This is a genomic window from Streptomyces sp. NPDC006435 (assembly GCF_040612315.1).
In the GTDB taxonomy this organism is placed as follows: Bacteria; Actinomycetota; Actinomycetes; order Streptomycetales; family Streptomycetaceae; genus Streptomyces.
In genome coordinates this window covers 47,424-62,017 of sequence record NZ_JBEXPY010000003.1, presented here as the reverse complement: position 1 = coordinate 62,017, position 14,594 = coordinate 47,424, and the positions used below count along the sequence as shown (strand labels likewise).

General features: G+C 71.2%; 15 protein-coding genes. 8 read left to right on the top strand and 7 right to left on the bottom strand.

The genetic code is table 11. From position 1 onward, the window contains the following. The first annotated feature begins 62 nt into the window (after positions 1-62). The gene (glgP, locus tag ABZZ04_RS04560; RefSeq protein WP_356930717.1) at positions 63-2,669 is read left to right on the top strand and encodes an alpha-glucan family phosphorylase; all 2,607 of its coding nucleotides are present in this window, start codon (positions 63-65) and stop codon (positions 2,667-2,669) included. A 106-nt stretch (positions 2,670-2,775) separates the two neighbouring features. Here glgP and ABZZ04_RS04555 read toward each other — a convergent pair whose 3' ends face one another. Beyond that, complete coding sequence (locus ABZZ04_RS04555; protein WP_356930716.1) at positions 2,776-4,806, bottom strand: M4 family metallopeptidase; 2,031 nt, start codon at positions 4,804-4,806, stop codon at positions 2,776-2,778. A 533-nt stretch (positions 4,807-5,339) separates the two neighbouring features. Here ABZZ04_RS04555 and ABZZ04_RS04550 point away from each other — a divergent pair. Then, positions 5,340-5,840 carry a DinB family protein gene (locus ABZZ04_RS04550; RefSeq protein ID WP_356930715.1) on the top strand — a complete coding sequence of 167 codons (501 nt, stop codon included), beginning with the start codon at positions 5,340-5,342 and terminating at the stop codon, positions 5,838-5,840. A 106-nt stretch (positions 5,841-5,946) separates the two neighbouring features. Here ABZZ04_RS04550 and ABZZ04_RS04545 read toward each other — a convergent pair whose 3' ends face one another. Both ABZZ04_RS04545 and ABZZ04_RS04540 read right to left on the bottom strand, forming a co-directional pair. After that, positions 5,947-6,786, bottom strand: coding sequence for an arylamine N-acetyltransferase (locus ABZZ04_RS04545; RefSeq protein ID WP_356930714.1), 840 nt, complete (start codon positions 6,784-6,786; stop codon positions 5,947-5,949). Positions 6,787-6,880: 94 nt separating this feature from the next. Then, positions 6,881-7,447, bottom strand: coding sequence for a TetR/AcrR family transcriptional regulator (locus ABZZ04_RS04540; RefSeq protein ID WP_356930713.1), 567 nt, complete (start codon positions 7,445-7,447; stop codon positions 6,881-6,883). Between the two features lie 151 nt (positions 7,448-7,598). Between ABZZ04_RS04540 and ABZZ04_RS04535 the strand changes: the two genes are divergently transcribed. From ABZZ04_RS04535 to ABZZ04_RS04520, 4 genes are all read left to right on the top strand, one after another. Continuing rightward, positions 7,599-9,071: an MFS transporter gene (locus ABZZ04_RS04535; protein WP_356930712.1), complete on the top strand. Its 1,473-nt coding sequence runs from the start codon at positions 7,599-7,601 to the stop codon at positions 9,069-9,071. Between the two features lie 176 nt (positions 9,072-9,247). Further along, on the top strand, positions 9,248-9,904 hold the full coding sequence (locus ABZZ04_RS04530) for a CatB-related O-acetyltransferase (protein WP_356930711.1): 657 nt from the start codon (positions 9,248-9,250) through the stop codon (positions 9,902-9,904). Positions 9,905-9,909: 5 nt separating this feature from the next. Continuing rightward, positions 9,910-10,809: a virginiamycin B lyase gene (locus ABZZ04_RS04525; protein ID WP_356930710.1), complete on the top strand. Its 900-nt coding sequence runs from the start codon at positions 9,910-9,912 to the stop codon at positions 10,807-10,809. An 83-nt stretch (positions 10,810-10,892) separates the two neighbouring features. Next, the gene (locus ABZZ04_RS04520; RefSeq protein ID WP_356930709.1) at positions 10,893-11,240 is read left to right on the top strand and encodes a YciI family protein; all 348 of its coding nucleotides are present in this window, start codon (positions 10,893-10,895) and stop codon (positions 11,238-11,240) included. A 95-nt stretch (positions 11,241-11,335) separates the two neighbouring features. Here ABZZ04_RS04520 and ABZZ04_RS04515 read toward each other — a convergent pair whose 3' ends face one another. The 3 genes from ABZZ04_RS04515 to ABZZ04_RS04505 are packed head-to-tail and all read right to left on the bottom strand — an operon-like array spanning position 11,336 to position 12,685. Continuing rightward, positions 11,336-11,962, bottom strand: coding sequence for a helix-turn-helix transcriptional regulator (locus ABZZ04_RS04515; protein WP_356930708.1), 627 nt, complete (start codon positions 11,960-11,962; stop codon positions 11,336-11,338). 40 nt (positions 11,963-12,002) lie between these two features. Then, positions 12,003-12,428: a hypothetical protein gene (locus ABZZ04_RS04510; protein WP_356930707.1), complete on the bottom strand. Its 426-nt coding sequence runs from the start codon at positions 12,426-12,428 to the stop codon at positions 12,003-12,005. Then, the gene (locus ABZZ04_RS04505; protein WP_356930706.1) at positions 12,425-12,685 is read right to left on the bottom strand and encodes a hypothetical protein; all 261 of its coding nucleotides are present in this window, start codon (positions 12,683-12,685) and stop codon (positions 12,425-12,427) included. The genes ABZZ04_RS04510 and ABZZ04_RS04505 overlap by 4 nt, the downstream gene beginning before the upstream one ends. A 93-nt stretch (positions 12,686-12,778) precedes the next feature. Here ABZZ04_RS04505 and ABZZ04_RS04500 point away from each other — a divergent pair, with 93 nt between their 5' ends. Next, a complete protein-coding gene (locus tag ABZZ04_RS04500) occupies positions 12,779-13,618 on the top strand; it encodes a helix-turn-helix transcriptional regulator (RefSeq protein WP_356930705.1) in 840 nt (279 codons plus the stop codon). Beyond that, positions 13,618-13,830, top strand: coding sequence for a DUF397 domain-containing protein (locus ABZZ04_RS04495; RefSeq protein WP_356930704.1), 213 nt, complete (start codon positions 13,618-13,620; stop codon positions 13,828-13,830). Before ABZZ04_RS04500 ends, ABZZ04_RS04495 begins: the two co-directional genes overlap by 1 nt. 242 nt (positions 13,831-14,072) lie before the next feature. On the opposite strand, the gene ABZZ04_RS04490 is transcribed toward ABZZ04_RS04495, so the two are convergent. Further along, a complete protein-coding gene (locus ABZZ04_RS04490) occupies positions 14,073-14,579 on the bottom strand; it encodes a MarR family transcriptional regulator (RefSeq protein WP_356930703.1) in 507 nt (168 codons plus the stop codon). Between the last annotated feature and the right edge of the window lie 15 nt (positions 14,580-14,594).

The following is a 14,594-nucleotide window of genomic DNA, read 5'->3' as shown; positions in this document are numbered from 1 at the left end:
GGAGCGCCGCACACCGTGGTGCGTCCGCCGGTATCCGCATGTGCCCTGTAAAGGTGGGACACGTGAAGGCCATCCGTCGTTTCACCGTGCGCCCCGTCCTCCCCGACCCCCTTCGACCGCTCAGCGACCTCGCCCGCAACCTGCGCTGGTCCTGGCACGCCGAGACCCGCGAGCTCTTCCAGGCCGTCGACCCGGAGACCCGGCGAACGGCGGAGTGCGACCCCGTGCGGATGCTCGGTGCCGTGTCCGCCGGCCGGCTCGCCGAGCTGGCCCGGGACGAACAGTTCCTGCACCGGCTGACGGAGGCGTCCGAGGACCTCCGCGACTACCTGGAGGGCCCCAGGTGGTACCAGGAACGGCTGGAGCGGGGAGCCCGGCTCCCGTCCGCCGTCGCCTACTTCTCGCCCGAGTTCGGGGTCACCGCGGCCCTGCCCCAGTACTCCGGCGGGCTCGGCATCCTGGCCGGCGACCACCTCAAGGCCGCCAGCGACCTCGGCGTCCCCCTCGTCGGCGTCGGCCTGCTCTACCGGCACGGCTACTTCCGCCAGAGCCTGTCGCGCGACGGCTGGCAGCAGGAGCACTATCCGGTGCTCGACCCCAACGAACTGCCGGTCACCCTGCTGCGCGAGGCCGACGGCACCCCCAGCCGGGTGGTGCTGGCCCTGCCGGGCGGCCGGTCGCTGCACGCCCACATCTGGCAGGCCCGGGTGGGCCGCGTACCGCTGCTGATGCTCGACTCCGACGTGGAGGAGAACGCGCCGGGCGAACGCGAGGTGACCGACCGGCTCTACGGCGGCGGCAGCGAGCACCGGCTGCTCCAGGAGATGCTCCTGGGCATCGGCGGCGTGCGGGCGGTGCGGACGTACTGCCGGCTCACCGGACACCCGGAGCCCGAGGTGTTCCACACCAACGAGGGGCACGCCGGTTTCCTCGGACTCGAACGCATCCGTGAACTCTCCGGCACCGGACTGGACTTCGACTCCGCGGTGGAGTCCGTGCGGGCGGGCACGGTCTTCACCACCCACACCCCGGTGCCCGCCGGGATCGACCGCTTCGACCGCGAACTCGTCGCCCGGCACTTCGGCGACGACGGCGAACTGCCGGGCGTGGCCGTCGAACGCGTCCTGCAGCTGGGCACGGAGACCTACCCGGGCGGCGAACCCGGACTCTTCAACATGGCGGTGATGGGGCTGCGGCTCGCCCAGCGGGCCAACGGCGTCTCCACCCTCCACGGCGCGGTCAGCCGGGAGATGTTCGCCGGACTGTGGCCGGGCTTCGACCCGGCCGAGGTGCCCATCACCTCGGTGACCAACGGAGTCCACGCCCCCACCTGGGTCGCGCCGGAGATCCTCCGGCTGTGCGACCCCGGCGGCAACGCGCCCGGACACCGCGACCCGGCCACCGGCGTCCCGGACCGCGAACTCTGGGACCTGCGGCGGACCCTGCGCGCCCGGCTGGTCACCGAGGTCCGCGAACGGCTGCGCGCCTCGTGGCGGAGCCGGGGCGCGGAACCGGCCGAACTCGGCTGGATCGACGACGTGCTGGACCCGGACGTGCTGACGATCGGCTTCGCCCGCCGGGTTCCCTCGTACAAGCGGCTGACGCTGATGATGCGCGACCGCGACCGGCTGCGGGAACTGCTGCTCCATCCGGCCCGCCCGGTACAGATCGTCGTCGCGGGCAAGGCCCACCCCGCCGACGACGGCGGGAAGCGGCTGGTGCAGGAGCTGGTGCGGTTCTCCGACGACCCCAGGGTGCGCCACCGCATCGTGTTCCTGCCGGACTACGGGATGGCCATGGCGCAGAAGCTCTACCCGGGCTGCGACGTCTGGCTGAACAATCCGCTGCGCCCGCTGGAGGCGTGCGGCACGAGCGGCATGAAGGCCGCGCTCAACGGCTGCCTCAACCTCTCGGTCCTGGACGGCTGGTGGGACGAGTGGTACGAGCCGGACTTCGGCTGGGCGATCCCGACCGCCGACGGGGCGGCCCAGGACGAGGACCGCCGCGACGACCTGGAGGCGGGCGCACTCTACGGGCTGATCGAGGACCGGATCGCGCCGCGCTTCTACGACCGGGACGGCGCCGGGCTGCCGGGGCGCTGGATCGAGATGGTCCGCCGCACCCTGGGCACGCTGGGCCCCAAGGTGCTGGCGGACCGGATGGTGGGCGAGTACGTGGAGCGGCTGTACGCGCCGGCCGCGTGTGCCCGGCGGGCGCTGGACGACCCCGCCGCGGCGCGCCGGCTCGCCGACTGGAAGGCCCGGGTCCGGGCGGCCTGGCCGCGGGTCGCCGTCGATCACGTGGAGGCGGCGGCGCCCACCGCCGCGGACGGTTCGGCCGAGCTGGGTTCGTCGCTGACGCTGCGGGTCAGGGTGGCCCTCGGCGTGCTGGAACCGGCCGACGTCGAGGTGCAGGCGGTGGCCGGCCGGGTGGACGCCGCCGACGGGATCTCGGACGCCCGGACCTTCCCGCTGAAGCCGGCCGGGGGCCAGGACCTGGAGGGCCGCTGGCTCTACGAGGGCCCGCTCGCCCTGGACCGCACCGGGCCGTACGGCTACACGGTGCGGGTGCTGCCCGCCCATCCGCTGCTGGCGACCGGCGCGGAACTCGGCCTGGTGGCGCTGCCCGCGGAGGTGGCGGGGGACGGTGCGGGCGTGCTGATGCGCTGAGGCCCGGACGTGGAACTGCCCGGCAGGGGTGTGAGCTCCCTGCCGGGCAGTGGTCACCGGGGAGACCCCGGTGGGGGGTGCTGATGGTTCAGGTGGTGCGAAGGGCTCAGAAGGTCAGCTTGACGCTGTTGATCTTGCCCGTGTCGCCCGAGTAGACGTCCTGGACCTTGAGCTTCCAGGTGCCGTTGGCCGTCTCGGACGAGGCGTCGACCGTGTAGGTCTCCTTGACGTCGTCCGCGGAGTCGAAGCCCGAGTTCTTCAGGCGGTACGAGGTGCCGTCCGGGGCGACGAGGTCGATGACCAGGTCACCGCGGTAGGTGTGGGTGATGTCCACGCCGACCTGGAGGGTGCTGGGCGCCTTGCCGGTGACACCGGTGACGTTGACCGAGCTGGTGACGGCCGCACCGGCGTCCGGGATGTTGACCGTGGTCTTGTTCTCGAAGACCTTGCCGCCCGGGTTGGGGGTGCCGCCGTCACGGGTGCCGACGTTGATGGCCGCCCAGGCGTCTCCGACGGCCTTGTACTCGGCGCTGGTCGTGCCGTACAGCTCACCGGCCACGGCGAGGGTGCCGGTGCGGGCCGCCGCGTAGTTCGTGGTGGAGGTGAACTTGGTGCTGAGCGCCTTGAACCAGATCTGCTCGGCCTTGGCACGGCCGATGCCGGTCACCGGCAGGCCGTCGGAGGTCGGGGAGTCGTAGGAGACCCCGTTGATGACCTTGGCGCCGCTGCCCTCGGAGAGCAGGTAGAAGAAGTGGTTCGCCGGGCCCGAGGAGTAGTGGACGTCGATGTTGCCGATGCCCGAGTACCACGCGTCCTTGGACGCGCCGTCCTTGCTCGGCTTGTCCATGTAGCGCAGCGGGGTGCCGTCGCCGTTGATGTCGATCTTCTCGCCGACGAGGTAGTCGCCCGGGTCCTCGGAGGTGTTGGAGTAGAACTCCACGCCCGCGGCGAAGATGTCGGAGGTGGCCTCGTTCAGACCGCCGGACTCACCGCTGTAGACCAGGTTGGCCGTGGCGGCGGTGACACCGTGCGACATCTCGTGGGCGGCCACGTCGAGCGAGGTGAGCGGCTTGACGTTGCCCTCGCCGTCGCCGTACGTCATGCAGAAGCAGCTGTCCTGCCAGAACGCGTTGACGTAGGCGTTGCCGTAGTGGACGCGGGAGTACGCGCCGACGCCGTCACCGCGGATGCCGGTGCGGCCGTGCACGTTCTTGTAGTAGTCCCAGGTCTCGGCCGCACCGTAGTGGGCGTCCGCGCCGGCCGTCTCGGCGTTCGACGGGTTGCCGTTGCCCCACACGTCGGTGGAGTTGGTGAACAGCGTCCCGGTGCCCGACGACCCGTGGTTCAGGTTGTAGGTCTTGTGGTTGCCGCGGCCCGTGTCGGTCAGCGTGTACGACGGGGCGGTGCCCAGGGTGACCTGGCCGTTGTACTGGGTGTTGCCGGTGCCGTTCTCGACGCCCTGCCACTCGTACAGCTTCGCGCCGGTGGCCGCGTCCGTGACGACGTGCAGCTCGTTGGGGGTGCCGTCGTGCTGGAGGCCGCCGACGACGGTCTCGAAGGCGAGCTTCGGCTGGCCCTGCGCCATCCAGACGACCTTGCGGGGCGCCCGGTCGGCCTCGGTCTTCTTCGAACCGTCGGCCTTGGCGAGGCCGAGGGCCTGCTGCTCGGCCTTGGCGGGCGCGATGTCCGCCTTCAGGTCCACGGCCTTCAGCTGACCGCTGGTCACCTTGGAGGCCTTGGTGACGGCCTGGGTCGCCCCGGCCTTGGACTCCTTGACGATCAGGTCGCCACCGAGCACCGGGAGACCGGCGAAGGTGCGCTCGTAACGCGTGTGCGTGGTTCCGTCGTTGTCCTGGATGACGTCCCGGACGACGAGCTTCTCCTGGGAGCCGAGACCGAGGTCCTTGGCCGTGGCAGCCTTGGTCGCATCGGCCTCGCGGATCAACTCGGCGCGCTGGGACGGGGAGAGCTGCTTGGCCAGGGAACCCTGGTCGACACCGGCGTACGCCGGTACCGCCGAGTTGTCGCTGCCGGGGGTGGCAGTGGCCGTACCGGCCTGGACGCCGACGGCGATGAGGGCTGCTGCGGCTATCAGGGCGCCGGTCGAGGTGGCGCGGCGGCGAGGCGTGGATCTCACGCGGACTCCTTCTGCGAGGGGGGTAACGGCGGCTGATGGGCCGTCCGTATGGAGAGCGAGAAGTGCGCAGAACGGGGTGAAGGTTGTCAGCCGGAGGGCGGTCCTGTCAGGAGCGCGTCAACAACTTGGCCGGAATTCGTTCGTTGCCGGAAAGGTCATGTTCGTTAAGCGGACGTTTCACGAGTCATCACCGGGATGCCGTAGGGCGTCCGTCACCGGCGGAATTCAAGGAGTGGGGCGAGGTCGGGCCCCGGCCCCTCGTGTTCGAACGGAGGGCGGGTGGGGGGTCGTTCCCAACTGGCCGAGATGACATAGGAATGTGGCTGATTTCTTTCCATCGGAGCCGGGAGGTGCGGCCCGGACCTGCCGCCTCCGCTTCCGGGTTCGTTCCCGGCTCCCTCCGCCTACACCGTCCGGGGCCGCGGGCGGCGACTTCAAGCCCGGCCGACGGACGGCGAAGGCGCTCGGGGGCGGGCGAAGTGCGTCCGCCGGAACCCTCGTCGGCCGGTGCGGGGGATGCGTAGGGTTGCGGCGTGACGAACGCCGAACCGCGGAGCGACCTGCGCCCGCCGACCCTCGACGCCGACGAGAAGACGACGCTGTCGGCCTTCCTCGACTATCTGAGGGAGGCGGTCGTCGCCAAGGCGCACGGCCTCTCCGACGAGGAGGCCCGCACCGCCGGGGTGCCGTCGGGCACCAGCGTCCTCGGCCTCGTCAAGCACCTGACCGCGGTCGAACTCGGCTGGTTCGCCTGGTCCTACGCCGGTGCCGACGTCGAGCTCGGCGACGACTGCCCGCCCACCGGGGACGAGACGGCCGAGAGCCTGGTCGCCGCCTACCGCCGGGCGGTCGAACGGAGCAACGGGATCGTCGCCGCCTGCGACGACCTGGACCGGCCGGGCGCCCGGTCGCTCCGGGAGACCCCTCCGCCGTCGATGCGCTGGGTCCTGGTGCACATGATCGAGGAAACCGCCCGGCACGCGGGCCACGCCGACATCCTCCGCGAGCAGATCGACGGCTCCGTCGGCCGGTGATCCGACGCGACGGGCATCCGGTCGGTGACCCGCCGGTGAAGCCGGTCGATCCACCGGCCGGTTCGCCGACGGGGCCGGGCGTCCCGTCGGTGGGACCGGGCGTCCTTCAGCCCTGTTTCGCGGCCTCCCGCGCCTGGTGCGCGCTGTGCACGCGGTGCCACAACTCCGCCCGCGCGAGGGCGTCGACGTCGGTCAGGTCCAGCCGGAAGAGGCCGGTCAGCACGTCGTACCACTCGTCGGCCGATTCGATGGTCCGCTCGTCCGTGCCCCCGGCGTGGAGCCGGCGCAGTACCAGGCCGCGCAGCAGGTCCACACCCCCGGCGTCGCGGCGCTGGGCGGTGAGGACCCGGACGAAGCCGGAGTCGGGCGAGGTGGACAGCCGGATGTGCTCCGCGGTGAACGAGGACAGTTCCGCGGGGTCCATCGCGAAGTCCATCGCCGTGAACGAGCCGCGGGGGTCGTGGACGAACCGCCAGCCGCCGGGCTCCGCCACCGACGGGGTCAACGTGTAGGTGAACGGCCCCTGGACGTGGCTGCCCTCGCGCAGCGGCAGCGGTTCGTGCAGCCCGTCGCCGAGTCCGGTGTCGACCAGCCACCGCTCGCCGTCGAGCCGCACGGTGAGCGCGAGATGGTTGCAGGACGCGCCCGCGGGGGCCTCGGGGGTGGGCTGCACACCGGCCCGGTGCAGGGTGACGTCGTAGCCGAGGGCCGCCAGCAGCGCGCCGAAGGCCCCGTTGAGGTGGAAGCAGTAGCCGCCGCGCCCGCGCGCGATCCGGGCCGCGGACTCCGCGGCGCCGATGCCCGTCGACCGCCCCAGATGGATGTCGAGGTTCTCGTAGGCGACCCGCTCCACCTGCGCCCGGTGCAGCGCCCACAGCGCATCGGCGGTCGGGGCCGTCGGCCGGGTCGCCCCCAGCGCGGCCAGATATCCATCGATGTCGATCATGCTTCCCCCCGCTATTCGAACGGGTGATCAGCATAATCGCGGGCGCCGCCGCCCGGCCCCCGCGGCGGTTCGCGGGGGCCGGGCCGGGCCGGGGTCACAGCAGGCGGTCGACCAGTCCGTCGACGTACTCCGGGGTGAGCGGGCCCATGCCGAACAGGACGCGGATGTACATCGGGGCCAGGACGTGGTCCAGCACGCCGAGCGCGTCGGGTGCGTCCTCGCCGCGTTCGCGGGAGCGGTCGAGCATGGACTGGAGTTGCCGCATGCGTTCGGTGCGGAGGTCGTCACTGGCCTGCACGGCCTGCCGGTCGTTGCCCGACAGGGCGACGGCCAGGCGCACCACCGCCACCCCGTCGGGTCCGGTGATCTCGCGGGCCACATTGGCCGCGTAGGTGCGCAGATCGCCTTCCAGGCTCCCGGTGTCGGGCATCGGCGACTGTGTGTTGAGGCGGGTGAGCGCCACGTCGGTGAGCAGCTTCTCCAGGCTGCCCCACCGCCGGTAGATGCTGCTGTCGGCCACGCCCGCGCGGGCCGCCACCTCGCCGACGGTGAAGTTGCCGTAGCCGCGCTCGCTGATCAGGTCGGTGACGGCCTGGTGCACCTCCGCGCCGATGCGGGCGCTGCGCCCGCCGGGTCGCCGGGCTCGCTGTTGCTCGTTCATGCCCTCCACCTTAACGCAGCTAAGACTTGCGTTTGTGGGCAACCCTCCCTACAGTCTCCTAACGCAGTCGCCGACTGCTTTAAAGCGCTCGGGTGTATCGCCATCCGTGTCGGCCGTGGCCGGGCGCGACCAACGACTGAGAGGAGTTCCCATGGCTGCATCGCGTGCGGTCGCAGGCGGTCGGTCGAACCGGGCCGTGCTGCTCACGGTGACCTGCCTGGGCCAGTTCATGGTCCTGCTCGACAACACGATCGTCGGGGCGGCGCTGCCCGACATGCAGCAGCGGCTGCACACCCAACTGACCGGTCTGCAATGGATCGTCGACGCGTACGTGCTGCTGGTCGCGATGCTGCTGCTGTCCGGCGGCATCTTCGCCGACCGGTTCGGCCGCAAGCGGGTGTACCTGACCGGCGTGGCGGTGTTCACGGCCGCGTCGGTGCTGTGCAGCCTCGCGCCCTCGGTCGGCTGGCTGGTCGTCGGCCGGGTGCTGCAGGGCATCGGGGCCGCGGCGCTGAGCCCCGCCTCGCTGGCCCTGCTCGCCGCCGCCCATCCCGTACCGCAGGAACGGGTCAAGGCGATCGGGCTGTGGGCCGGACTCAGCGGAATCGGCCTCGCTGCGGGCCCCGTGGCCGGCGGCGTGCTGACGGAGGCCTTCGGCTGGCCCGCCATCTTCCTGGTCAACCTGCCCATCGGCGCGGTCCTGCTGCTGATCGGCCTGCGCCACCTCGACGAGTCCCGCAACCCCGGCGCCCCCGCGATCGACGTCCCGGGCACGGTGCTGTCCGTGTCGGCGGTGGGGGCACTGACCTACGGGCTGATCGAGGGCGGTGCCCGCGGCTGGACGTCGCCGGTGATCCTGGGGAGCCTCGCCGCCGCGGCGGTCCTCGTCACCGCCTTCGTCGCCGTCGAAGCGCGCAGTTCCGCCCCGATGCTGCCGCTGGGACTGTTCCGGCAGCGGCTGTTCACCGTGTCCAACACCGCCATGACCGTGGTGGGGTTCGCACTCATGGGCTCGTCGTTCTTCTTCTCCCAGTTCTTCGTGTACGTCCAGGGCAGCTCGATCCTGCGCGCCGGCCTGCAGACCCTCCCCCTCTCCCTCGCCATGGTGGTCGTCAGCCCGTACGCGGGCCGGCTCGCCGCCCGGTACGGCTTCCGCGTCGTGGTCACCGCCGGCCTGGCCCTGGCCGGCCTGGGACTGCTGGCGCTCGGCACGGTGCACGCCGACACCGGCTACGGGAACGTGTGGTGGCGGCTGGGACTCGCCGGCGTCGGCTTCGCCCTGGCCATGTCACCGCTGACGGGGGCCGCGATCCAGGCGGTCGGCCCGCAGGAGGGCGGCCTCGCGTCGGGCATCAGCAGCACCACCCGGCAGATCGGCGCGGTGCTCGGCGTGGCGGCGCTCGGAGCCGTCGTCCGCGCCCGGCAGTCCGGCGGCGCCTCCTTCGGGGCCGGCCTCGACAGCGCCTTCCTCGCCGCCGGCGCCGTCACCCTGGCCACCGCCGTGTTCACCGGTCTGTGGCTGGCGAGGTCCGGGCCCGCGGAAGGCCCCGCGACCCCGCGACGCCCCACCGGTCCGGACACGGTCGCAGCCTCGGACGAGACGCTCGCGAACAGCCCGAACTAGTGCCGTGACCGGCAAAGTTTGCCCCGGGGCGAAGCTTGCCGGGAGGGGCACCGGACCGGAACCATCCCCGGGCCCGATCCCGTCATACCCAGGTCATCCCGTCCGGCCCCGAGAACACCTGACAACCCGACACACGAAACCGAATCCGGGGCCCGCCCCCAGCAAAGGAACGCACCTTGTCGCCTGATCCGACCACCGTCCACCCGCTGCCCGCGCACGAGCGCGTGGTGTTCCTCGGAGCACTGGTCACCTCGCCGAACATCGACGTGGGCGATTACACGTACTACGACGACCCGGACGGTGCCACGGACTTCGAGCGCCGCAACGTCCTGTACGCCTACGGTCCGGAGCGTCTGACCATCGGCAGGTACTGCGCGATCGCCTCGGGGACCACGTTCCTGATGGCCGGTGCCGATCATCCGACGATGGGGGCGTCCACCTACCCGTTCACCATGTTCGGCGGCCGATGGGCCGAGCGGACCCTGGACATCGTCACCGCCATGCCCAGCCGCGGCGACACGGTCGTCGGCAACGACGTCTGGTTCGGCCACCGGGCGACCGTCATGCCCGGCGTACGGATCGGTGACGGTGCCATCGTCGCGGCCGGAGCGGTGGTCACCGCCGACGTCCCGCCGTACACGATCGTCGGCGGCAACCCGGCCCGGCCGATCCGCCGGCGCTTCGACGACGCCGACGTCGAGCGGCTGCTGCGCGCCGCCTGGTGGGACTGGCCCGTCGACCTCGTCACCGAGCACACCCGCACCATCATGGCCGGAACCCCGGCCGACATCGAACGCATCGCCACCGAGCACGGCCTGGGGAGGACCCTGTGACCCGCATGACCCATGTGACCATCGAAGAGCACACCGTGGCCGACGGCACGGCCGGGCCCTACGCCCTCACCACAGGGCCGGACGGCGCGTTGTGGTTCACCCTCGTCCACGGCGGCCGGATCGGCCGGCTGGTCCCCGGCGAGGAGCCGACGAGCCACCGCCTCGACCCCGACTGCGGGCCGACCGTCATCACCCCCGGCCCCGACGGCGCGTTGTGGTTCACCGAGTACCGGGCGGACCGGATCGGGCGGATCACCACCGACGGCGTCGTCGACGAATTCGACGTGCCCACCCCCGGCTGCGGACCGTTCGGCATCGCGGCGGGCCCCGACGGCGCGTTGTGGTTCACCGAGACCGCCGCCGACCGGATCGGCCGTATCACCGTCGACGGGAGCATCACCGAGTTCCCGCTCCCGGTCACGGGCGCGTTCCCCTCCGCGATCGTCGCCGGTGACGACGGCGGGATGTGGTTCACCCTCAACCAGGCAAACGCCATCGGGCGGATCGGCATGGACGGCGAGGTCACCCTGCACCCCCTGCCGACGGAGGCGGCGGCGCCGGTGGGGATCGCCGCGGGCCGCGACGGCGCGCTGTGGTTCGTCGAGATCGCCGCCGGACAGATCGGCCGGATCACGCCCGACGGGAAGATCACCGAGTTCCCGCTGCCCGACCGCGCCGCCCGGCCGCACGCCGTCACCATCGACGGCGACGGCACCGCGTGGTTCACCGAATGGGGCGGCAACCGCGTCGGCACGATCACCCCCGACGGCACCATCACCGTCCACGACCTGCCCACCCCCGGTTCCGAACCGCACGGCATCGCCCTCGGCCCCGACGGCGCGCTGTGGACGGCGCTGGAGATCGGCGCGCTCGCCCGTATCGCCCCGGCGGACAGCCCCACCTGAACAGGCCCGTCCCAACGGACCCGCCCCTTCTTCCACATACCGTCAACAGCGGTCGCCCGTACGGCGACCGGAGAGGAAAACCCATGAAATACGCACTCGTGATCTTCGAGACGGACGAGTCCCGCCGCCGCATCCAGGCCGACCGGGCCGCATACCGCAAGGAGTACGAAGGCTGGATCGGCGGCCTCGCCGCGGCCGGGAAGCTGGTCGGCGGCGAGGCCCTGGAGACCGAGCACACCGCTCCCGCGACGGTGCGCACCACGGCCGACGGGACATCGACGGTGACCGACGGGCCCGCGCACGCCGGTGAGGAGACCCTCGGAGGCTGGTTCGTCGTCGAGGTGGCCGACCGCGCGGAAGCCCTTGAACTGGCCAAGAGCCTCCCCACCCCGGAGACCGTCGAGGTCCGCCCGATCCTCGAATCCGCCTGAACGACACGGGGACCGGATCGCCGGAGCGGCCGTCACGCCCGCCTCATCCCTGATGCGGGCGTGACGGCCGGGTCGGCCCGCACACCGCCTGCCGGCTACTGCGTGCTGCCGCCGTCGAGTCCGGCGATGACTTCGACGTCCGCTTCGGACATGCCCAGAACCCTGGCGATCTCCTGGACGAGAAGCGGCTCCGGGTTGTGCCTGCCGTTGCGGAGCATGTGGATGGTGGACATCGACCGTGCGGTTTCCCTCGCCATCACCTTGACCGGAATCCCGCGCAGGTCCATCAACCCGGTGAGCACCTTTGCGAACGGATGCGGCTCCAGCCGCCCGGCAGGCGTGACGGCAGGACCGAGGACCACGTCGCCGATCTTGGCCTGGAAGCGGACCAGTTGCTCACCCGCGAACCCGACCTTCGCGACGAAGGGCAGACTTTCGCCACTGCCGGAACCGACCGTGCCAGGCACTGACACCTCGGTGAACCTCGAAGGGTGACCGTGGTGATCGCTCTCGATCTCCAGAGGAAGACCCGGCTCGACGTGGCTGACCTTCCAGTCGCGGTTCCACCAGGGAAGCTCCTGCAGCACCTCGTTGAAGAAACGGGGCAGAACCGTGAGATCCACCGGGTCCGGAGGACTCTTCCGACCTCCCCAAATGACACCGGGCCAGTACGTCAGTGCCGCTATCACGTCCGCCGTCAGCGTGCGGTTGGCAATCTCCACGGTCACACTCTCCCACCGGTCGGCAGAGCGGTCTCCCGCGTCAGGCGGATGTTGCCCGACGCGGGTCCCGGCCCCGTTGTTCGGGCCGTACGGAGAGGGTGTACGTGCAGCCTGCGTCCGGAACGACGACGAGGAGCGGGTTGCCGTTCTTGAGGTGGGCGTGGGCGGCGCGCTGGCCGTTGCGGTCCTGGTACCAGGCGCGGAGCTCGGCGGAGTGGTCGGGTCCGAGGGTGTTGGGGGCTCCGGGCAGGCGCATGGAGGGCGTCACCCAGGCGGAGTGGCGGGGGTCGGGGTCGAGCCGGTCCACGATCCGCAACGCCTGCCCGCCCAGCCAGCGCAGGGCGAGTACGGGCGAGATGGTCCGGAAGGTGCCCAGCACGTACCGCGCGGTGTCCCCGGTGCCGTGCACCGGCCCTTCGGCGACGGCCTCGCACAGGTAACTGCCGGGCTGCCGGGGCTCGTTCACAGGATCCGCCCCGCGCTACGGGCATTGCACCGGGCGGTCTCGGCCCGCAACCGCTCCATGGGCTCCGGAACCCGCACCTTTGCCGGCTCCGCCTCCCACTCCGTACCGCCGCACACCGGCCGCAACGACCAGTACGGCCCGGACACCCCACGGAACTCACCCACCCGGTCACGATGGCCAGTGTCCACCAAGAGCGTTCCAGGGAAAGGGACTTGTGTGGGTTCTTGCCGATCTGCGGCGGTATTCTCTTCGGGCACGGACGACTCCTCTCCGTAATGGTTCCGCTACCAAGGGGACTCAGCGTGGCCTAGGGTCGAGTCGGCTTCAACGTTCCGTAAACGGAGGGCACGTTGGTAAACATCAAGGCGTTGAACCCCGAGGCGAGCCCGCAAGCGGCCTTCGGCGCACGTCTGCGCAGCTCGCGCGAGGCGCGCTGCTGGAAGCAGGATGAACTCGCGGACCTGGTGGGCTACTCGGGCAGGCATGTCTCAGCCGTCGAAACTGGTCGCAAACCGCCAACGCTCCGTTTCTCGCGCAGTCTTGACACCGTCTTCGGGTTCATCGGGACCGTGGAATCGTTCGAACGTGCGTGGGGCGAGCTCCGGCACGGCAGCCTGCTGGAAGGCTTCCCGGAGTACCTGGGGCAGGAGAGCCGCGCGGCGGAGATCCGGATGTTCGACGTGGGGGTGATTCCCGGCCTGCTCCAGACGCCGGAGTATGCGGCGGCCATCGAAGAGGGTTACGTGAAGCGGGGCACGATCACCCCCGAGCAGGCGGCGGAACGGGTCGAGGCCCTGGTGGAACGGCAGGCGGCCCTGGCGCGACGCACCCCGCCCATGCTGATCGCGGTCCTGGACGAGAGCTGTATCCGGCGCCCGATCGGTGGACCCGATGTCATGGCACGCCAGTTGGCCCATCTGGTCGAGTTCGCCGAACAACCGCACACCGTGCTCCAGTTGGCCCCTTATAGCATGGGTGAGCACCGTCCGTTCAAGAGGCTGGTGAATCTGCTGACCATGCCCGACCGCTCCGTGATGTCCTACGTGGAGTCCGAGACCAATGGCTACCTGGACAGGGAATTGACTTCCGTGCTGCCGCTGGTGACGTCCTACCATCAGCTACAGGCCGCGGCGCTCTCCCAGGCGGAATCCGTGGCCATGATCAACGAGGTACGAAAGGGCACCCCCTGATGACCGATTCCTCCTCCCTCCTCTGGGCCAAGTCCTCCTACAGCGGCGGTGGTGGTTCCTGTGTCGAGTGGGCCCCGACCCACGCGTCCGTCACCGGCATAGTCCCCGTCCGTGACTCGAAGAACCCGCACGGCCCGGTGCTGGCCGTCCCCGCCGCCTCGTTCGCCTCCTTCGTGGCGGGCGTCAAGGCCGGAGAGTTCGGCGCCGTCTGACACCGACAGGTTCAGAGCGTGTGACCTGGGAACGCCTCACCGTGCGACGCATGGTGAGGCGTTCCCTCTTCGATGTGTGGCGGCGTCGGTGAGGATTGCCCGGCGCCGTGCCCGCAGGCGACAACGGAGGGTCGGCCCACTCCGGGCACTGTGCCCCCAGCGGCGACCGGGCTGGCGCCTCGCCCGCCGGGATCTCGTTCCCGTGAAGCGTCACGCCGGAACACGGCGCACGGCACACGCCTTCACTGCCGCGGGGAGTCGCTCCGCAGCATCGCCAGTTCGCCGTTCAACTCGGCGAGGAACCGGGCGACCACCGTCAACTCCTCGGGGCGGAAGCCCGCGCGGGCGGCCTCGGTGCCGCGGGCCAGGGGACGGAAGTAGTCCCGGGCGATGCTTTTCGCCGCCTCCTCGTAGTGCAGATGCACGACGCGGCGGTCGTCCTCGGCGCGAACGCGCCGGATGTGCCCCGCCTTCTCCAGCCGGTCGAGGCACGCGGTCACCGCGCCGGAGGTGAGGTCGAGCTGCCGACGCAGCCGTCCGGGAGTCATGGGCCCCTCGTCGGGGTCGGCGTCGAGCAGCGCGACGAGGGCCTGCATGTCGGTGAGGTGCAGTCCCTGGGACTGGGCGAACTCGTGGGAGATGCGGTTGAACTCGCTGTTCATCCGCCGCAGGAGAACCGCGAAGGACTGCAGCCCCGCCGGGTCGTTCCCGGGCGGAGGGGGTGGTGTGGGGTCGCTGGTCCCGTGCATGGTCCAAGTATAAGA